This window comes from Richelia sinica FACHB-800 (assembly GCF_014698825.1).
Classification (GTDB): Bacteria; Cyanobacteriota; Cyanobacteriia; order Cyanobacteriales; family Nostocaceae; genus FACHB-800.
Genome location: NZ_JACJTT010000003.1, coordinates 172,018 through 190,767 on the forward strand (window position 1 = coordinate 172,018; position 18,750 = coordinate 190,767).

Annotated in this window: 14 protein-coding genes; 8 read left to right on the forward strand and 6 right to left on the reverse strand. The window is 39.0% G+C overall.

Annotated elements, in window-relative coordinates; translation table 11 throughout:
* Positions 1 to 367 precede the first annotated feature (367 nt).
* The 6 genes from H6G73_RS04240 to H6G73_RS04265 all read left to right on the forward strand — a co-directional run bounded on the left by H6G73_RS04240 (position 368) and on the right by H6G73_RS04265 (position 8,785).
* Positions 368 to 748: a HetP family heterocyst commitment protein gene (locus tag H6G73_RS04240; protein ID WP_190601707.1), complete on the forward strand. Its 381-nt coding sequence runs from the start codon at positions 368 to 370 to the stop codon at positions 746 to 748.
* Positions 749 to 1,958: 1,210 nt separating this feature from the next.
* On the forward strand, positions 1,959 to 2,561 hold the full coding sequence (locus tag H6G73_RS04245) for a helix-turn-helix domain-containing protein (protein WP_190601708.1): 603 nt from the start codon (positions 1,959 to 1,961) through the stop codon (positions 2,559 to 2,561).
* 18 nt (positions 2,562 to 2,579) lie between these two features.
* Positions 2,580 to 5,621 (forward strand): peptidase domain-containing ABC transporter, encoded by a 3,042-nt coding sequence (locus tag H6G73_RS04250; protein WP_190601709.1) that lies wholly within the window; start codon positions 2,580 to 2,582, stop codon positions 5,619 to 5,621.
* A gap of 109 nt (positions 5,622 to 5,730) precedes the next feature.
* Positions 5,731 to 7,251 carry an HlyD family efflux transporter periplasmic adaptor subunit gene (locus H6G73_RS04255; protein WP_190601710.1) on the forward strand — a complete coding sequence of 507 codons (1,521 nt, stop codon included), beginning with the start codon at positions 5,731 to 5,733 and terminating at the stop codon, positions 7,249 to 7,251.
* A 58-nt stretch (positions 7,252 to 7,309) separates the two neighbouring features.
* Positions 7,310 to 8,095 carry a peptidylprolyl isomerase gene (locus H6G73_RS04260; RefSeq protein WP_190601711.1) on the forward strand — a complete coding sequence of 262 codons (786 nt, stop codon included), beginning with the start codon at positions 7,310 to 7,312 and terminating at the stop codon, positions 8,093 to 8,095.
* A 438-nt stretch (positions 8,096 to 8,533) separates the two neighbouring features.
* The gene (locus tag H6G73_RS04265; RefSeq protein WP_190601712.1) at positions 8,534 to 8,785 is read left to right on the forward strand and encodes a hypothetical protein; all 252 of its coding nucleotides are present in this window, start codon (positions 8,534 to 8,536) and stop codon (positions 8,783 to 8,785) included.
* 190 nt (positions 8,786 to 8,975) lie between these two features.
* Here H6G73_RS04265 and H6G73_RS04270 read toward each other — a convergent pair whose 3' ends face one another.
* The 4 genes from H6G73_RS04270 to H6G73_RS04285 all read right to left on the reverse strand — a co-directional run bounded on the left by H6G73_RS04270 (position 8,976) and on the right by H6G73_RS04285 (position 13,051).
* Positions 8,976 to 9,710, reverse strand: coding sequence for a carbonic anhydrase (locus H6G73_RS04270; RefSeq protein ID WP_190601713.1), 735 nt, complete (start codon positions 9,708 to 9,710; stop codon positions 8,976 to 8,978).
* A gap of 416 nt (positions 9,711 to 10,126) precedes the next feature.
* Entirely contained in the window at positions 10,127 to 11,026 is a 900-nt protein-coding gene (locus H6G73_RS04275) for a bile acid:sodium symporter family protein (RefSeq protein WP_190601714.1), read from the reverse strand.
* 377 nt (positions 11,027 to 11,403) lie between these two features.
* Positions 11,404 to 12,006, reverse strand: coding sequence for a HEPN domain-containing protein (locus tag H6G73_RS04280; RefSeq protein WP_190601715.1), 603 nt, complete (start codon positions 12,004 to 12,006; stop codon positions 11,404 to 11,406).
* Positions 12,007 to 12,016: 10 nt separating this feature from the next.
* Complete coding sequence (locus tag H6G73_RS04285; protein ID WP_190601716.1) at positions 12,017 to 13,051, reverse strand: ParA family protein; 1,035 nt, start codon at positions 13,049 to 13,051, stop codon at positions 12,017 to 12,019.
* Positions 13,052 to 13,506: 455 nt separating this feature from the next.
* On the opposite strand from H6G73_RS04285, the gene H6G73_RS04290 reads away from it, so the two are divergent.
* Positions 13,507 to 13,728, forward strand: coding sequence for a hypothetical protein (locus H6G73_RS04290; RefSeq protein WP_242034112.1), 222 nt, complete (start codon positions 13,507 to 13,509; stop codon positions 13,726 to 13,728).
* A 2-nt stretch (positions 13,729 to 13,730) separates the two neighbouring features.
* Positions 13,731 to 14,810 carry a galactokinase gene (galK, locus tag H6G73_RS04295; protein ID WP_190601717.1) on the forward strand — a complete coding sequence of 360 codons (1,080 nt, stop codon included), beginning with the start codon at positions 13,731 to 13,733 and terminating at the stop codon, positions 14,808 to 14,810.
* Between the two features lie 158 nt (positions 14,811 to 14,968).
* Here galK and H6G73_RS04300 read toward each other — a convergent pair whose 3' ends face one another.
* Both H6G73_RS04300 and H6G73_RS04305 read right to left on the reverse strand, forming a co-directional pair.
* On the reverse strand, positions 14,969 to 16,810 hold the full coding sequence (locus H6G73_RS04300) for an AAA family ATPase (RefSeq protein WP_190601718.1): 1,842 nt from the start codon (positions 16,808 to 16,810) through the stop codon (positions 14,969 to 14,971).
* Positions 16,811 to 16,850: 40 nt separating this feature from the next.
* Positions 16,851 to 18,731: an ArsA family ATPase gene (locus tag H6G73_RS04305; protein ID WP_190601719.1), complete on the reverse strand. Its 1,881-nt coding sequence runs from the start codon at positions 18,729 to 18,731 to the stop codon at positions 16,851 to 16,853.
* Positions 18,732 to 18,750: the final 19 nt, after the last annotated feature.

Genomic DNA, 18,750 nt, shown 5'->3' on the forward strand with positions numbered 1-18,750 from the left:
ACTAAATACCAGGGTCAAATGTTGAGCAAGGGTTTGGGAAGTTTCAAGAGAACAAAAGCATCTACTCACAACACAACTAAGATTTTCTCGTATTTATCTACAGGTATCCACACCAAAGATAAATATAGAGATATGGGAGGGTAAGCTTTACTGTTGGAGGTTATGAAAAATACTCAGAAGTTAAATAATTTCTGGATGTATCTATTGATTACTTATTGCTCGTTTCAGCATCTCCTCACACATTGTTACCAATAAATTCCTTTTCCTAATTACATAACTGCAAAATCAGCAGTTTGTTAAATCCTATTGTCAAAAAAGCAATGGGAGTATCTGGATTAGTTTACTTAATGCAAAGACAACTAACACTATGAATCAAGACATTTCTGGCAGTAGTAGCTTAGATAAAAAAATTCATTCTGAACAGTTGGATCAAGTAGTAGAAGCAATTCTAGCTGGTAAGTATTCTTGGGCCTGTGTGTTAATGCTACGATTTGTAGGCTACAATCCGATGCATTATATACCCTACCGTACTTATAACCGACTTCTCAAAGAAAATTCTCGCTTGGGTCTGTCAAACTCACAGCAGAATGAAAAGATGAAAATAGCCACATCTGCTGTAGAGAAAAGGTCTGATAGTCATCTGAAAACTAACTGTTTGAATAAACTAAAAGACATCGCTTATCTGGAAGTTGGAGGTAAGCAAAAAGCTGAATTACATGGAAGTAACAGGGAGCAGTTATCAGCCTAAATTACGGCATGATAGTGGAGTAAACACACATTGTAGGTTGAGTGTCACCAGAGGTCGTAAGCTTATTGTAATTGCGATGCAGTGAGATTACAGACTTCCGCTCTACCTACATAAATATGCCTAACAGTATATTTATTAGTGCCATAATGGCAAATATACACTACTAAAATCTTGTAGATTATAAGTAACAACTTCACTAGTGGAATTGTTTAATTAACCATTTTTCCCACTCTATAACACTTGTGTCTGACCATCAACTACATCAACTTCATGTTGCCATCTGATTTGGTATCAAATGATTAATCGTGACTATTGGTGGTTCTTTTTACCATTTAGTGCCTAGTTGGTTCTTTATGTGGATAGATGTATATTTATCACTAATTAAGATGAGGTAATAACTAGCTTGTCTTTTGCAGATAATAATTATAGAGGATAATGTGATCAGCAAAAGTAGGTTGGGTAAAAAGAAAGTGACGGCTTAATCTAATTGATAATGAACATGATGATGATTGTACTAGTTTGAGAAAATTACTCACCTATTCCTCCCAAATAGGATAATCACCGCTATATAAATTGGCAATTTATATAACAATAGCAGAGAAGCTGTGAATTTTTTACAGCTTCTTTTTTTGTAACTCAAAATAAAGGGATTATTATCTAACTGGGGAAGGATACCATCATTTTGTTTTACGAATCATCACTAGGCTGGGTTACCTATAGTTTGAATAACCAGATAATAAGCTATTGTTAAACATTTAAAAAATGCAACTCATATATTTTTTAGAGCAAGATAATATAAAGTCTTGGCTAAAAAAATGTGAATTATAAATAAAGATTTCATGAAGCTTATGAATTTAATTGAAAAATCTAGGAAAATTTGAAAATGAATCATTGTCATTAGAGACACATCAACATAATTTAGCGGGGTAATAAGTTTAAGTTTATGGTTCTCTGCTGATGATAAAATTTTTATTTTCAGTTAGTGTAAGTAGCAAAGTGAAATTTTACCCAATATCTCTATTTAATTAAAACTTCATTAACTGAAATCGACTTCAGATGATATTTAGCGCGGATAGATTGACAGTCTTTGTTTATTGAAGATAAAGGCTAGATTTAACATCCCCATAAATCTCCAAATTGTCCGCCAGATGATCAGGTTGCACCTATCAAAATGCCTGAATTTCCGTAGAGACAATGAGTGGTAATAATTATGTCATACTATTCTGGTGAAGACAGGGCGTTTGATGTAAACGAAACACAAGTAAGTAAGTTTTTAACGCCATTTCAACGTAAGGCTTTACTCAAAAATTTACAAAACAATTTACAACCAGAATATCGCCGTCGCATTGAAATCATGTTGTTAGCAGATATGGGTAAATCCCAGTCTCATATCTGTGAAACTATTGGTTGTTCTCAAGAAATGGCACGTTATTGGATTGGCATAGCTGAAGCTGGAATGGCACATAAATGGAATGAGCGACCTATAGGTAGACCGAAGATTGTCAATAATCAATATATTGAAAGATTGAAAGAATTAGTAAGTAAGAGTCCTCGTGAATATGGCTATGCTTTTAGTTCTTGGACAGCACAATGGTTAAGTAAACATTTGGCTAACGAGTTGGGAATAGAAATTAGCGATCGCCACATTAATCGCTTGCTTAAGCAAATGGGACTATCGACAAAGAAAAAAAGTTCCTTGCCAGCAGAAAATACCCCTAATAATCATGACGGTATTAAGATTGGTGATTTGCCATCTACCTCAGAAAGTAGTTTTCATTGGTCATTTAATTTGATTCAGACTAATCAATCTTAAGTTTTTGGAGATTAGACAATGGTATCAGGGTTTTCTCAGGAACATTTAACAGCGCAAATTAACCATTGTTTTGGGGAATTGCTGTCACCGGCAGTGCTGGAAGATTGTCTCCCTGCTTTAGAAGTTATTACTCCACCAATAGCCAAGCAATTTTGGCAATCGACAACTGCTAAACCAGGGATTTATATTGTCTTAGCGGGGAAAGTGAGGTTACTTGATGCTAGGAATAACTTAATTACTACGTTGACCACAGGGTATTCTTTTGGAGAGTTAACTTTATTTCCAGAACAAAAGTTTAGCTATTATGTTGCCAGGGCTTCTGTAAATTTGCAGGTGGGTTATCTTGGACAAGAGATTCTGCAAGGTGTGATGGCACAGATACCGGAGTTGGGCGATCGCTTGTTAACTACGGCAGAACTCTGGGATAGTGTACTGTTATGCAGCCAAAATACTACTCTTCCCCGTTGTGAATCAGTAGAAGATACCTTAACAGCCCTATCTCTTTTTACACGACAAACTCTCGCACCGGGAACCTTACCAATTACCAAGGAAACCAAGCTATGGTTAGTGCGACAGGGGGAAATCGTTCATTCCCAAGGACAAAGATTAACCAACGGTGAGATGGGTGTTAATCCTTCTCAGGGAACTTGGCAAGTTACCCAACCTACCATTGTCTACAGCTTATCCCATTCCCATTGGCAAACGGCATTACAACATTGGCCTCAATTAATTCAATTCAGCGAGACAGGAACACAGCTACAAGTAGCCAAAAGGGAAATTAAGCCCAAAAACCGGAATGTAGTTCTTCCCCAGGAAAATACCCCCAAAACTCAACCCCCAGCTAAAAAACGCCGCGCTTATTTTCCTACTCCTAAAGTAGCGGTGGGAAATTGGTGGAGTAAATTTACCAAGCGATACCCGTTTATTGGCCAGCAAAGTCCTTCTGACTGTGGTGCAGCCTGTTTAGTGATGATAGCTCGTTACTGGGGTAAAAACTTAAGTATCAATCGTCTACGGGAATTAGCCAACGTTAACCGTTCCGGTGCATCGATGCGAAGCCTGACTACGGCAGCAGAAACCATCGGTTTTGCCACTCGTCCAGTAAAGGCTAGTTTTGATAAATTAGCACAACAACCCCTACCAGCGATCGCTCATTGGGAAGGTAAGCATTACATAGTCGTCTATGAAGTCAACAAAAACCGTGTCATAGTTGCTGATCCCGCTATCGGTCAACGTCAACTCAAAATAGAAGAATTTAAAGCCGGGTGGACTGGTTATGCTTTATTATTGCAACCCACCACCACCCTTAAAGAAACACCGGAAGCTAATTCCCCATTTTGGCAATTATTTGACTTAGTAAAACCCCATACCCAAGTTTTACTAGAAGTATTTGTAGCTTCCGTGTTAATTCAAATCTTTGGTTTGGTCACACCTTTATTTACCCAACTGTTATTAGATAGAGTCATTGTCCAAGGTAGCACCATCACCTTAAATGCAGTTGGTTTTGGCTTGCTAATTTTCGGTTTATTTCGAGTCGCTATTAATGGACTCAGACAATATTTACTAGACCATACCGCCAACCGCATTGGTGTCGCTTTGTTAGTGGGTTTTATGCGGCATACATTTCGCCTACCCCTATCATTTTTTGAATCCCGTTACGTTGGTGATATTGTCTCCCGTGTCCAAGAAAATCAGAAAATTCAGCGTTTTTTAACTGGAGAAGCATTATCGATTAGTTTAGATTTATTGACAGTATTTGTGTATGTAGGGCTGATGTTTTGGTACAGTCCACCGATGGCGTGGATTACCTTGTCAATTGTGCCACCTTTTGTTTTTTTAGCCTTCTTTGCTACACCATTTTTACGCCGCATTAGTCGGGATGTATTTAGTGCTGGAACAAAGGAAAATAGCTATTTAATTCAAAGCTTAACTGGTATTTCCTCCATTCGTTCCATGGCTATTGAACAAACCGTGCGTTGGCGCTGGGAAGAATTGCTCAATAACTTAACGAAAAAAACCTTTAGTGGCCAGGTAGTAAGTAATCAATTGCAATTGTTTAGTTCCACTATTCAATCTTTGGTCACGACAGGCTTACTATGGTTTGGTGCTTGGTTAGTGATTCAAAACCAACTTACCATTGGGCAATTAGTCGCATTTAATATGCTGTTAGGGAATATTATTCAGCCTTTTCAACGGTTAATTGTCCTGTGGAATCAGTTACAGGAAGTGATTGTCTCCACCGAAAGAATCAATGATGTCTTAGAAGCAGAACCGGAAGAAGACCTAGAACAAAATCCCCGCCAATTTTTAACTAGACTACGTGGTCAAATTCGTTTTGAAAATGTCACCTTTCGTTATCACCCAGATAACGAAATTAACATTCTAGAAAATCTCAGTTTTGAAATTTTGCCAGAACAAACTGTAGCTGTCGTTGGACGGAGTGGTTCCGGTAAAACAACTCTTTCTAAGCTAATATTGGGACTATATCCAGCGACAGATGGCCGAGTTTTAATTGACAATCAAGATGTGACTAGGATTGCCTTGCAATCACTGCGTTCACAAATTGGCGTTGTTGACCAAGATACCTTTTTGTTTGGTGGAACAATTAGGGAAAATATTAGCATTGCCCATCCTGAAGCATCATTAGAAGAAATTATCACCGCAGCCCAATTAGCGGGTGCAGATGAATTTATTAAACGCATGGCTATGGGATATGAAACAGAGATTGGTGAAGGTGGGGGAATGTTATCAGGAGGACAACGCCAACGTTTAGCGATCGCACGGGCTTTATTAGGTAATCCACGTCTGTTAATTTTAGATGAAGCTACTAGTCATCTTGATGCTGAATCTGAGCGGATTATTCAGACAAATTTACAACAAATTCTCAAAGGACGCACCAGTTTAATTATTGCTCACCGCCTATCTACAGTGCGTCATGCAGACCTAATTTTAGTATTAGATCGGGGGATTTTAGTAGAAAAAGGTACTCATGAGGAACTGATTGCGCAAAGAGGACATTATTTTTATCTCAATCAACAACAATTAGCACAAACTAGTTAAATTTGCTAAATTAATTTACAGGGCTTCATCGGTCATTTTGTGTTGGCATCATCAGATTTGAGATTTAGGGAACAGCTAATTAAATCTCAGCCAAATTTTGATATTGATTATGCCTAATACAACATATCGGTCATCATCTACTGTGAACTTGCCATCCCCATTAAAACCACCTTTAACCCAGCAAGAAATACTGGTTAAAGAAAATGATTGGTTTTACGGCACAGAGGAATTATTAGAGGCTTTACCAAAAGCATGGACACGCTCAATTTTATATTTAATTGTTACCTTTGCCGCAGTTACTATTCCTTGGACTATGTTGGCTCAAGTTGATGAAACTGGACGGGCCATTGGACGGATAGAACCCCAAGGTGCAACCCAGACATTAGATAGTGCAGTAACTGGCAGTATTACATCGGTCAATGTATCAGAAGGTGCAACTGTCAAAGCTGGACAGGTTTTAGTGGAATTAGAATCAGATGTTTTACGGACAGAATTACAACAGGCACAAACCAAATTAGAAGGTTTAATTAATCGTCAAGGGCAATTAGATTTACTTAAAAATCAAGTCATGTTGGCGATTAATATTCAAGAACAACAAAATCAATCTCAAGCCTTAGAAAAACTGGCCCAAGTCAATCAAGCCAGACAAAATTTAGATTCTAAACGTAGCGCCTTAAATTTACAAAAATGGGAAAAATTAGCACAAATTGAACAAGCCACACAAAACATTAAATCTACTCATATTTCCCATCGTCTAGCCACCAGTAGATTGAGTCGAGATATGGCAGAAGTAGGACGTTATCGCCTACTTTTAAAAGAAGGTGCAATTCCTCAAACCAAAGTGGTGGAATTAGAAAAAACTGCTGAAGATAGTCAACGGTTACAAGAGGAAGCCAAATCTGAGATTCAACAAGCTAAATTGCGGTTAAAGGAGCAACTGAGCAGCTATGAATCTATTATGAATCAAGCCCAGTCAGATGTTGAACAGGCAAAGCTACGCTTAGAAGAAGAATTAAGTAGTTATCAAAGTGTCCTACAAGCCGGCAAACTGACACTGCTGAAAAATCAGGAACAACTCAAAGATTTACAGTCACAAATTACCACTGTTAAATCTGAGATCGGCCAGACCCAGAGCCAGATTACAGCCTTTAAATTACAATTACAACAAAGAGTGGTGCGATCGCCCATTGATGGCACAGTCTTTGCACTACCAATCAAAAAACCTGGTGTAGTTGTCCAACCTGGGCAAATGATAGCCCAACTGGCACCGAAAAATGCCCCCTTAATTTTGAGAGCACGTATACCCAGTCAACAAAGTGGCTTTATCAAGGTAGGAATGCCTGTCAAAGTCAAATTTGATGCCTATCCTTTCCAAGAATATGGTGTATTAGAAGGCAAAGTTACCTGGATTTCACCTGACTCCAAAGTTCAGGAAAATAATCCCCAAGGTAGCGAAAACTATGAGTTAGATATCGCTTTTGAAAATCCTTATATTCAAGTTGGTAACAAACGCATTCCCTTAACACCAGGTCAAACAGCAACCGCAGAAGTAATTGTGCGTCAGCGTCGAGTGATTGACTTTATCTTAGATCCATTTAAAAAACTACAAAAAGACGGCTTGGATCTTTAATCAAACCATATCATCAACTCATGCTTGATGATTTGATTTTGCCGAGAGGAATTAACCCATGTCCAAATCCCTATCAATTTCAGCAGAAGATATTATCTATCATGTCAAAATATCTTGTCAAATACCCAATTTACTGGAAGCGATCGCCACTAGAAAAATTATTGCTGAAACTGCTGATAAAGAAGGAATTACTATTAGCTTAGAGGAATTACAACAAGCAGCAGATAATCTCAGATTAGCCCACAGACTGATTAAAGCTGAAGATACATGGACATGGCTAGAAAAACATTATCTTTCCTTAGATAATTTTGAAGAAATTGCCCAAACCAATTTATTATCTGCTAAATTAGCCCATCATTTATTTGCCGAAAAGGTAGAATCATTTTTTTATGCCCATCAGCTAGACTATACAGCAGCTGTTACCTATGAAGTGATTCTAGATGATGAAGATATCGCCCTAGAATTGTTTTATTCTCTCCAAGAAGGGGAAATTAGCTTTCAAGAAATTGCCCGTCAATATATTCAAAATCCTGAATTACGGCGGGCAGGAGGATATCAAGGTATTCGTAACCGTAGCGATTTACGCCCAGAAATTGCCTCCGCAGTTTTTGCAGCCAATCCGCCCCAACTCCTGAAACCAATTATTACACCCAAAGGGGCGCATATTATTATGGTAGAAGAAATTATCAAGCCTCAATTAACAGAACAAATTCGCCTCAAAATCATGAGTGAATTGTTTAGCAATTGGTTGCAAAAGCAGCTAGAATCATGGGAAATTACAGCCCAGTTAGACGATAAGAATCATCTTCAAAATTCAGAAAATGTTTTACAAGAAGCCAGTTAATCTTCACTCAAACTAGTTTAAATATCGGTCGGCATTTTTTGTGAGTACACCTGGTATCAAGCAAATTTTATCTATCTTTATAAGTGAGGTTTAGCAATGCTAGACCTCTAATACAATACATTGCAGGTAAACTGAGTATTAGTGTATAAAATAATAAAATTAACGCTGACTCCAAGAACATAGGATAAAAAATATTCTAGGCGTATAATGAAATACAGGAATTAGCAAGTTAGGCTAATGCACCGTCAACCATTTCAGGTGGATTGTATGCGCCTCATTTCGTTTTTCTGTATTCTCCTGAACTATAACTTACACAAAGTCAAGCCATCTCATCTGATAGAGGTACTATAAAACAGCAATACTTATGCTGAATATAGGGAAATTTCCCTAAGGTTTAAAATATCCAGATGCAAAATTATTAACTGGATGAGAGTGATTATGACTGAGCTAAATTTAGAACCAGGAAAGATATATGAGTTTGCTGATCTCGACAATTTTCGAGTGTTCTGGCGATTAAAATACCTGAATACAGTTGTTAACCCAATCAGTAAAGAAATACAACTACATTTTGAGCACTTGGACTCCTCTGCTGATAAACAAAAAGATATTTATTTAAGTCAAAGCGATATCTACCAACAGGTAGGCGGTATCAACGAAGCTCTTGAGTATCAAGCTAGGTATGAGTATTAGCCTGAAATTAGCCCAAGAGAAGATAGATGATACTTACACAGCGAGGCTTTCCCAGTTTTGTGGGCAGCCTTACTGTATATAAATTGTTAAATTTGCTTGAGGGAGAGAATTTGAAGTCTGAACTCCCCAGTTTAGGATTGACCACAGAATTACAACATCTGCACTCGAGAAGTTCAGCTGTAATTAAAAATTACGTCAGCAAAGTAACTTTACCACTGGCTAAATCATAACGACCGCCAACAATTTTCACTTTATCTTCATTAATTAAACCTCTGATAATTGTCGAACTTTCTGCTAATTTTTCAGCCTGATATTGGACATTGGCAATAATAGAATTCTCTTCTAAACTACCTGTTTTATTTCTTACTCTTTCCACCGCAGGTTTAATTTCTTCTACGAAAACACCAATTCTTCCAGGTAATGGATCACCTTTAGTTGCCGCGACAACTGCACCACACCTAGCATGACCTAAAACGACAATTAATTGGGCCCCTAACACAGCTGTAGCAAATTCTAAACTACCTATAGCTGTTTGACTCGCCACATTGCCAGCTACCCTGACAACAAATAAATCACCTAATCCTTGATCAAAAACAATTTCCGCAGGTACTCTAGAATCTGCACAACCAAGTATTGCAGCAAAAGGATATTGAGCTACAGATGTTTCTTGCAATCTTAATTTTGACTGATTAGGGTTAAGACGTTTGCCCTCAACAAACCTTTTGTTGCCTTCCAATAGTCTAGCTAAAGCTTCTTGAGGATTGACTGGTTTGGGCTTTGCTTCTGTGTAGGTAGGTTGTTGAGCAACAGCCGATTCTCCTTGCCACAATACACTACCAACAGCACTGGCACCTAGACCAGCAGTACCTACACCTACTAATTTTAAAAAATTTCGCCGTCCGACAAATCCATTAATTTTACTCATGATGCATCTCCCTTTTAACAGCATCATTTAACTCAGTTGCTCTGAAAAATTCATAAATATATACCCCAAAGTGTTATTAATTAATGCAATGCCAATAACACCTTGAGGGCAATAAAGAATTTAAGAATTATTGCAACCAGCTAAATATTAAACTTTGTTGTTCTTCGGAATATACCAAAATCAAGTATGACAATAGAATAAATCTATCATTTGATAAAGTTATGAATACAACAGTATTTTGTCTATGATTAATCTTTAATATCCATCAACATGTATAAAATAGGACGTAATAATAGGGAATGTTTGCAGGAGCAAATAGGAATTTGAACTAATTGAGAAAAATATGGGAACGGTGCATTAGCCGATGGCATAACACACCCTATGAAGTTTGCCCTATGAAGTTTGGATCATGTTTTTTAAGCCTTGCTATCTAAAGGTTGGGGAGTAGGATGACTGGCCTTAGCTAACCTTCTTCCATAGCCAACAGCAATAAATCCAGTCACAGACATAAATAAACTGTAAATAGCTGGCGGTATAGCCATGTCAGGATTGTTGAGTAATCCGGCAGTAATAGCGATCGCTAGTGTACCATTTTGAATCCCTACTTCAATGGCAATGCAGATTTGTTGTGCAGGACTGAGGTTAAACAGTTTGCTAGCATAAAACCCAGCCAACATGGAAATAATATTCAATAGCACCACAGCCAAGCCAACTTGAACAATAAAACCGGGAAGACGATTCCACTCACGAATAATCAACATGAGAATAATAATTGCCAGTAAAACTACTGCCAAGGGGTTAGTGACTTTTTCCAGACGACGGGCAAGTTCTGGAAATATCTGTCGCACACCCATTCCTATGCCTACAGGCAGTAGAGTCATAAGGAAAATTTGTAGTATTGTATTGCCAATAGGTAGAGCAATGACAGCAGTTTGGCCGATGAAGTGCTGGTAAGCGAGGTTTCCTAAAATGGGAATGGTAAAAACTGTAATTAGGCTACTAAAAGCTGTGAGAGTGACTGAAAGTGCAACATCTCCTTGAGCCAGGAATGTAAAAATATTTGAGGATGCCCCACCCGGACATAATGCCACTATCATTAACCCCATAGCAATCACTGGTTGCATGGGTAATACTTTAGTAATGATAAAACCAATAATAGGTAAGAAAACTAACTGACTAATCAAGCCAATGGCAACGGCTTTGGGATATTTCTTTACCCTTTGGAAATCTTCTGGTAAAAGAGATAACCCCATTCCTAGCATGATTATGGCCAAAGCGATTGGTAACACAACCGCACTCAAGAAGCTTGCTTGCATAATCTTTGTATTAATTAAATACAAAGATGATATCAGAATGTTTTTACAGGAGTTGAAATCGCTCAAAGCCGAGTTTTACAGAGTCATAGCTTGACGCTTGAAGTGCCAGGAACAGAACTTGCTGCTGGGATGTTTGCTAACAACGCTTTACCAGACGAGAAAGCGAAGCAGTGAGAGACGATGCGCGTCAATTTGCAAATCCCAATTTCTGCATAAAGGGAAAATATTAAAACTAAAACAAGTGCATCTGTCATAAGATGCGCTTATTTTTCATAAGAAACTAAAATCGAAATCTACCCAGGTTGGTTTGACGTAGAAAATAAGCCATAAAAATCAACTAAGGTAGTGAATTCTTATCTATCAAGAATAATGATATATTACCAGCTTACAACTATATTATAAATAGTTTGAATATGTTGCTTCATACCAGCATCAGTGACTCCTACAAGATATTTGAATAACGCATCAACATCTTTGATAGCTTTAGCTGTCAGTCTAATTTTTCCTGTTGGCGTTTGTGTCCAGGAATTCGCAGGAATGGGAAAACCATGTGCAAAACTGTGTCTTACTTGCAGAATATCGTTTAGCATCTGTCGAGTAGCTAGTGCATTTATATTTCTCTTTGACCAAACCCAATCATTTAGAGGGTCATAACCTGTATATTGAACCAAAAGATTACGAGAATTATCTGCATTTGGCGTATTAAATTGTTTGAGCGAACGTTCCGCAGCATTTTTCGCAAGGGAATGTACAGCATAAAACTGAGGATCTAAAGGGTTTGCTGTTACATCAAAAAAGTTGCGAACAAGTTCTTCTATATAAGTTTCCCATCCTGCTACAAACATTGCTAAAGCTGAATGGTAATAGATTTGAGTGTGGCTATTTAATATTGGGCGTAGGCGAATATCTGTAGCAGTATCACGTAAAACACGAGCTTTCTGAGCTACTAGATTATATTTTAATGCTGCTGGTGATGGCACTGTAATACTCTTAGAGACAATTTACAAATTCTTCCAGTGCATCTCGATACCTCTGTAATGGCTCTGGATTTAATTGCACTCGCTCATCACCAATTTTTTTAGGGCCTGGTTTAAGTTTATGTAAGGGAGTACCAGTAGTTGCAGCAACTACACAAGCACTGTGATAATCTGGAATTTCAATAAAACTTTGGCTGGGTAAATCTTTAGGATTAGCAAAAATATGACGATTTTTCTGATGTATATCATCCATAGTTTTCTTAATAATTTTATTTACAGCTATAAATGCGGAGGCAGCTTTACCTTCGTAAACAGTTACCCGATTACTTACAAATGTATGTAATTTTGGTACAGATAAGCCTTCATCTTTTGCGCGTTTTGCAAAACTAATTCGTGCATACGGAGCCGTATTGGGATCACTGATACCATATAGAAGTGCTACCACATTTTCGATGGCACGACGCGAACTATCATCCGCAGTAAATGGTACAACTACACCCTCTGCCGCAACTAAACCGAGTTGTGTATATACAGCAAAACTAGGGTTACAGTCAATTAAAAATAGAGTATCCCGCTCACCACTATGTGTACGCAAAGCAACTGTTAAATCCCGAATCCAACTCAGCACTTGTTTCCAAGCATCTATAGGGATTTGCAGTTGAGAAGTCTGCCGAATTGCTTCAGAAATTATTTCTAAAAGATTATCTCCACATATAAGCCTTAAATTTTCTGGAATTTGGGGATTAAATTCTTTTGGCTCACATACATAAGGAGATACATCTGGAATCATTCGGAAAGGTGAGTTAAGACGTGCTTCTAGGTAGCCGGCTACTGTTGCACGAGGTGTCTTTCTACTTAAAGAATTAAGAGCTTTAGGACTTTTAAGATATCCCCCCAATAAAGTTTCTGATACATTAGCTTGTGGACACAGATCAATTACATAAACATCTGTATCGGGATAAAGGTGAGCATATTCAGAAGCAGCTACAAAGCAAAGAAAGCTTTTTCCTACTCCGCCTTTGTTGTTCCAAAAAGCATACGAACTCATTTGTTAGATTCCTTCTCTTTGGTAAAATAATACCTACTGCTAACAGAAGTATTGGGAAACTTTTACCTCTATTGTTACAAAATTAAGTTGAGCAGGTTGTTATTGTAACTCAAATAGCAAATTCCACCAAATTTTTGAATAATCTGGCTTTAATGGTGATTGCAAGCAAGTATAGAATCTATTTGGTATCTTTTTTTGAAATACAAAAGCTTTAGGAAATTCGTTTTAAGCACCCTAGCAACTATAAGGGTTCAGGAAACCGAAAAATCATGAGAAATAACTACCAGACTCATGAAACTTATATGAGTATTGGGCTTTTAAGTGGGGGAATAGATACCAAATGAGTTCTATAACATTTTGAATCGCAACCAGAGAACCTAGATTCAAAACCTCAGACAGACGCACACAGAACCAGAGGGATTTGATAATAGTCCCTATCTATCTTTGTTGTTCCTATGAACGAAGAAGTTTCCATGAAACTGGGGTTCATCAGACAAACCATCTCTGAAATTGGGATTGGGGGTTTGCGTCTGCGTGGTACAGACTGGTTTACTTGGGCGACTGGTGGTGCGTCTCCTACAGTATTGTTGACGGCTGAAACTGGTATCGCCGAATTGTTAGTTACACAGGAAGAGGCATGGGTATTAACAGATGAAATTGAGTTGAAGAGAGAATAATTATGACTTTTCAACAAATATTTAATCAATTACCTGAAACCCAAGCTAGTGCATCAGGCAGGGTGAATTTATTGGGTGAACACACTGACTATAATGATGGTTTTGTTCTACCTACAGCTATTCCCCAGCAGACAATAGTACAGCTAGGTTTTAGTGAGCAAGGACATCAGTTTTATTCAGAAAATCTGCAAGAACGGGTAAAAATTTTAGATATTAATCATACACCTTCAGGATTTGCTAGTTATATTTTTGGCTGTATTGAAGTTTTAAAACAAGCAGGATATAGGATTCCGCCACTAAATGTGTATGTGAAATCATCAGTACCCATGGGCGCAGGTTTATCTAGCAGCGCAGCGTTGGAAGTCGCAACACTCAGGGCTATTCGCCAACTTTTGGACTTACCAATTGATGATGTAGAAATTGCCCAATTGGCCCAACAAGGGGAAATTCATTATGCAGGTGTCCAATGCAGCATTATGGATCAAATGGCGGCTAGTCTGGCTGATACTCAACATCTTTTGTTTTTAGATACCCGCACCTTAGAACGTCGTGTCCTTCTTTTCCCTGACGGTACAACAACTTTAGTTATAGATAGTGGTGTCCCTCACACCCTCGCCACTAGCGGTTATAACCAACGTCGCCTTGAGTGCCAGGAGGCTGCAAACTTATTAGGAGTTCAGTCTTTAAGAGATATTACAGATGCAAAGGTAGCAGAAACATTACCAGAACCATTAAACCGCCGCGTTCGTCATGTGGTGACGGAAGATAACCGGGTTTTAGAAGCTGTGCAAGGAGTCACACCAGAGGTTTTTGGTGAATTGATGAACGCATCCCATGCTAGTTTGCGGGATGATTATGAAGTTTCTGTACCCGCTTTAGATACATTGGTAGAAATTTTACAGACGACTCCAGGGGTATTGGGTGCAAGGCTTACAGGTGCTGGTTTTGGTGGTGCTTGTGTAGCGCTAGTTCCCTTAGGTGCAGAACAAGCCATCGCCACTCAAGTTCTGAAAGCCTATAACAATGCAGGTTATACAGGCAAGATTTTAGTTCCTAACATCGAGGTGGATGATGCAGCCTAAAGTGATTTTTGGCAATGCTAATAGCGAAGGTGCAAATTTTTGTGTTGGCAGTGGCAATCAGAGCAATTAAAAAGCTCACAAAGTGCGACTGAGATTAACTATCACTGCACCCTGTGAGCATATTTTAACCCTGAGAGGCGATCGCCACAGCTAGTCTTCTATACTGCTCGCTGCTGCATTAACACTTGATAGGAATATTGGAAATCATCAAGGGTAATTCTAATCGCTGCTGGGTCTGTTTCTCCTTGGGCGCGGAAACGGCGAATTGCTTCTACCGCGGCTTGATTACAGAGTAAAACTAAATCTGCGCCATTCCAACCTTCTGTTTTATTGGCCCAATATTCCAAATCTACATCTAACATGGGTCGTCCTTGGGTGTAGACTTGCAAAATCTCTAGGCGGCTGGCTAAGTTTGGTAAGTCAACTTTAAGTTGTAAATCTAACCTTCCTGCCCGTAATAATGCTGGGTCAAGGGCATCCGGGCGATTTGTCGCCCCAATCACTAAAATCGTTGCCCCTGATTCTATGCCATCCAACTCTGTCAGTAATTGACCAACGACCCGATTACTCACACCAGAATCACCAGTATAAGTTCCCCGTGCAGGTGCTAAGGTATCAATTTCATCAATAAATATCACACAGGGGTCTGCTTGTCGGGCTTTAGCAAATAATTCCCGTACCGCTTGTTCACTGGCTCCCACCCACCGGGTTAGTAATTCTGGGCCATTGACACCAATAAAATTAGCTCTAGCTTGGGAAGCAACAGCTTTTGCCAATAGGGTTTTACCTGTTCCCGGTGGGCCCCACAGTAAGATACCTTTGGGAGCAACAGCCTTAGTTTGGCGGTACAGTTCGGGATACAATAATGCCCCTTCTACTGACTCCCGCAGGGTTTGTTTAATTGCTTCTAAACCGCCAATATCATCCCATTCCACATGGGGAACTTCTACTTCCATACTCCGCAGCACTGCTGGTTTAACTTCTTTGAGTGCTTGCAGAAAGTCAGCCTGGCTGATGGTCATGGTTTCCGGCACTTGCACATCAATGGAAGGAACCTGACGACGCAGAGCCGAGTAAGCAGCTTTTTGACAGACAGCTTTTAAGTCGGCCCCAACAAATCCTACAGTGCGATCGCTAATAAATTCCAGACTCACTGTCTCATCTAACGGCATAGTCCGGGTCAGAACTTGCAGAATTTCCTTCCGTCCATCACCATCAGGAATCCGAAACTGGATTTCTCGGTCAAATCTTCCTGGACGACGCAATGCCGGGTCAAGATGATCGGGACGGTTAGTAGCGGCTAAAACTATCACACCTTGGTTGTGAGAAAAACCATCCATTAGGCTTAACAATTGGGCCACCAGCCGCTTTTCTACTTCCCCTTCCACCGCACTCCGGTCGGGAGCCAAGCTATCAATTTCATCAATAAAGATAATGCAGGGTGCATTTTTGGCAGCTTTTTCAAAGATACCCCGCAGTCTTTGTTCCGCCTCACCGTAATATTTACTGATGACTTCTGGCCCCACTAGCGCAATGTAATTCACTCCTAGTTCTTCCGCTAAAGCACGAGCAGTGAGGGTTTTACCAGTCCCTGGTGGCCCAACCAACAGTACCCCGTGGGTAGGTTCTAAACCCAGTTTCGCCAGCAAGTCAGGACGTTTTAGGGGAACAGCAATCAATTCTTTGAGTTCTTTGAGAACTTCACTCAGTCCACCAATATCTTTGAGCGTCATCCCTGAATTAGGGTCTGGGGGCACAACGGGTTCAGATGAACCTGCATCACCACCCGGAGGAGTGGGAGTAGAAGGCGTGCGGATACGACTAGTTCCCACATCACTACCTTTATTACTGCTACGGGGAATATTTCCAGTTCTGGGAATACTGCTGAAGGAGCGTGAGTTAATTTGCACATCTGTCTTAACTTCGCCACTTTCAATTTTATCTTCTAAAGTTTTGATCAATTCTATCAACTGATCAAATCCCTTAAATAAATCACTCATATTTTTCCTCTTAGAAACAAGCTAAAAAAATCAGCTACCTTCAAACTGAGTTGGAGGCTAATGTATTAAATTCAAATAAAAGATTGGCAGCCCCTTGAATACGCTCAAACGGCTCAACTGATCTGGGCAAGTGAGGTAAGTGGATAATAGTTTGTTCTGGAAATAAGTTGTAGTCAATTTCCAGGTCTGAGTTGTAGTTATTTTCGACAATATAACTTTGTTGAATTCCCATTTGCTTGAGAGATTCCGTTAAGCGTATATGTTCAGAAATGATTGCAGGTTCTGCTTGAACTACACCCACAAATTGAGTATGAAGGGGGTTTTTTAACTTTTTCTGAGCTTGCATAACTTGTTGGCGGAGATTCCTTAATCTGCCAATGAAATCTACTCGCCCTAAAATATCTTGATACTTAATCCACAACTTAAATATCCAAGATAACCAATCTCCTAAAGCTGAGGGCATTGCCAAAAATTGTAGTAAATGTCCCGTAGGTGCAGTATCTAAAATAATCAAATCTTGCTGATTACTATCCAATAAATCGATAATAGTAATTAGAGATAACATTTCATCAATGCCTGGTAGGGCTTGCGACATAATCTGTCGCCAAGCATCAGGAATATAAGCAATATTTATACTTGTTTCTGACTGAATACCTGTTCCTTCACCACTAATCATATCTGCCAATTCCCAAAGATAGTCTTCTCGGAATTGGTCTAAGATTTTATTGGCATCAATTTCTTGTCCAGTTAAATTAGGAGTCAATAATTGCGTTTCATGTCCTAATTTTTTACCAAAAGCATCTCCCAAAGAATGGGCTGGGTCGATAGAAATTATGCTAATTCTGCGCTCAGGATAACGATTAGCAAGAGCTAAACCCATAGCACCAGATACGGTGGTTTTGCCCACACCACCTTTACCACCAACAATAATTAATTTACATCCTTCGGCGACAAAATCATGCAAACTGGGTAGGATTTTGGCTGGCCATTTCACTGGAGAAATATATATCGGTTGTACTTGCTCTATTTTTTGTATTTGTCCTGTTAAATTATCTAATTCCCAGCCACCTAAGGGTGGATAATGCTGTTGGGGTATAGTAAAAATCGGTTGATTAGGAGAAATTTTTAAGAATTGATTGAGTAAATTTTGCTGTTCTCCATAGCGGTCTGGATCTATCTCAGGATTTTTAAGAATATGATTAATGAAGATACCTGCATAGGGTACATCAAGAGTAGTTAAATTTTCTAAAAATCGTTCAGTTTCAGCTAGACACATAGGTTCAGCAATGGCAACCACTAAACAACCTGTAAATTGTTGATCTTGTAGTAATCTCCGACCTGCTGATAATTGATGCTTGAGGTCGGCTAAAAACTGATCAACTTCATCACAGGTATAACTACCAGTGAAAGTTTCGGTAATAACTTGATGTTTTTTCTGAAATAATTCTAAGGAATTTAAAATTACATCTAAGAAATCTTTTAATCGCAACAAGTTTAATGTATGCCCAGAAGGAGCCATATCAACAACGATGCGATCAACAGTTTTTTCTGAGAGTAGACGTTGAATTTCTAATAAACCCATTAATTCATTTAAGCCGGGCCAATTAAAATCCCACACAGGGGCTAAATCGTCCCCATCAGCCAAGCTGCCCCGCTCTACCAATATTTCTAAAAAATGACTATATTTAGCTCTAAATTCTAATAATAGTTTTTGAGCATCTAAAGCCTGAATACTCAAATTAGGTAAATCTGTTAATGGTAAAGCTTCATCTTCTACTGCTGACAGTAACACATCTCCTAAAGAATGGGCTGGGTCTGTAGACAGAAGCAAGATTTTTTCTTGAGGGAATTTCTTCGCCCAATAACGAGCAAAACAGCAAGAAATTGTAGTTTTACCTACCCCTCCTTTGCCGCTAAACATAACTAAATTAAGTGAGTCG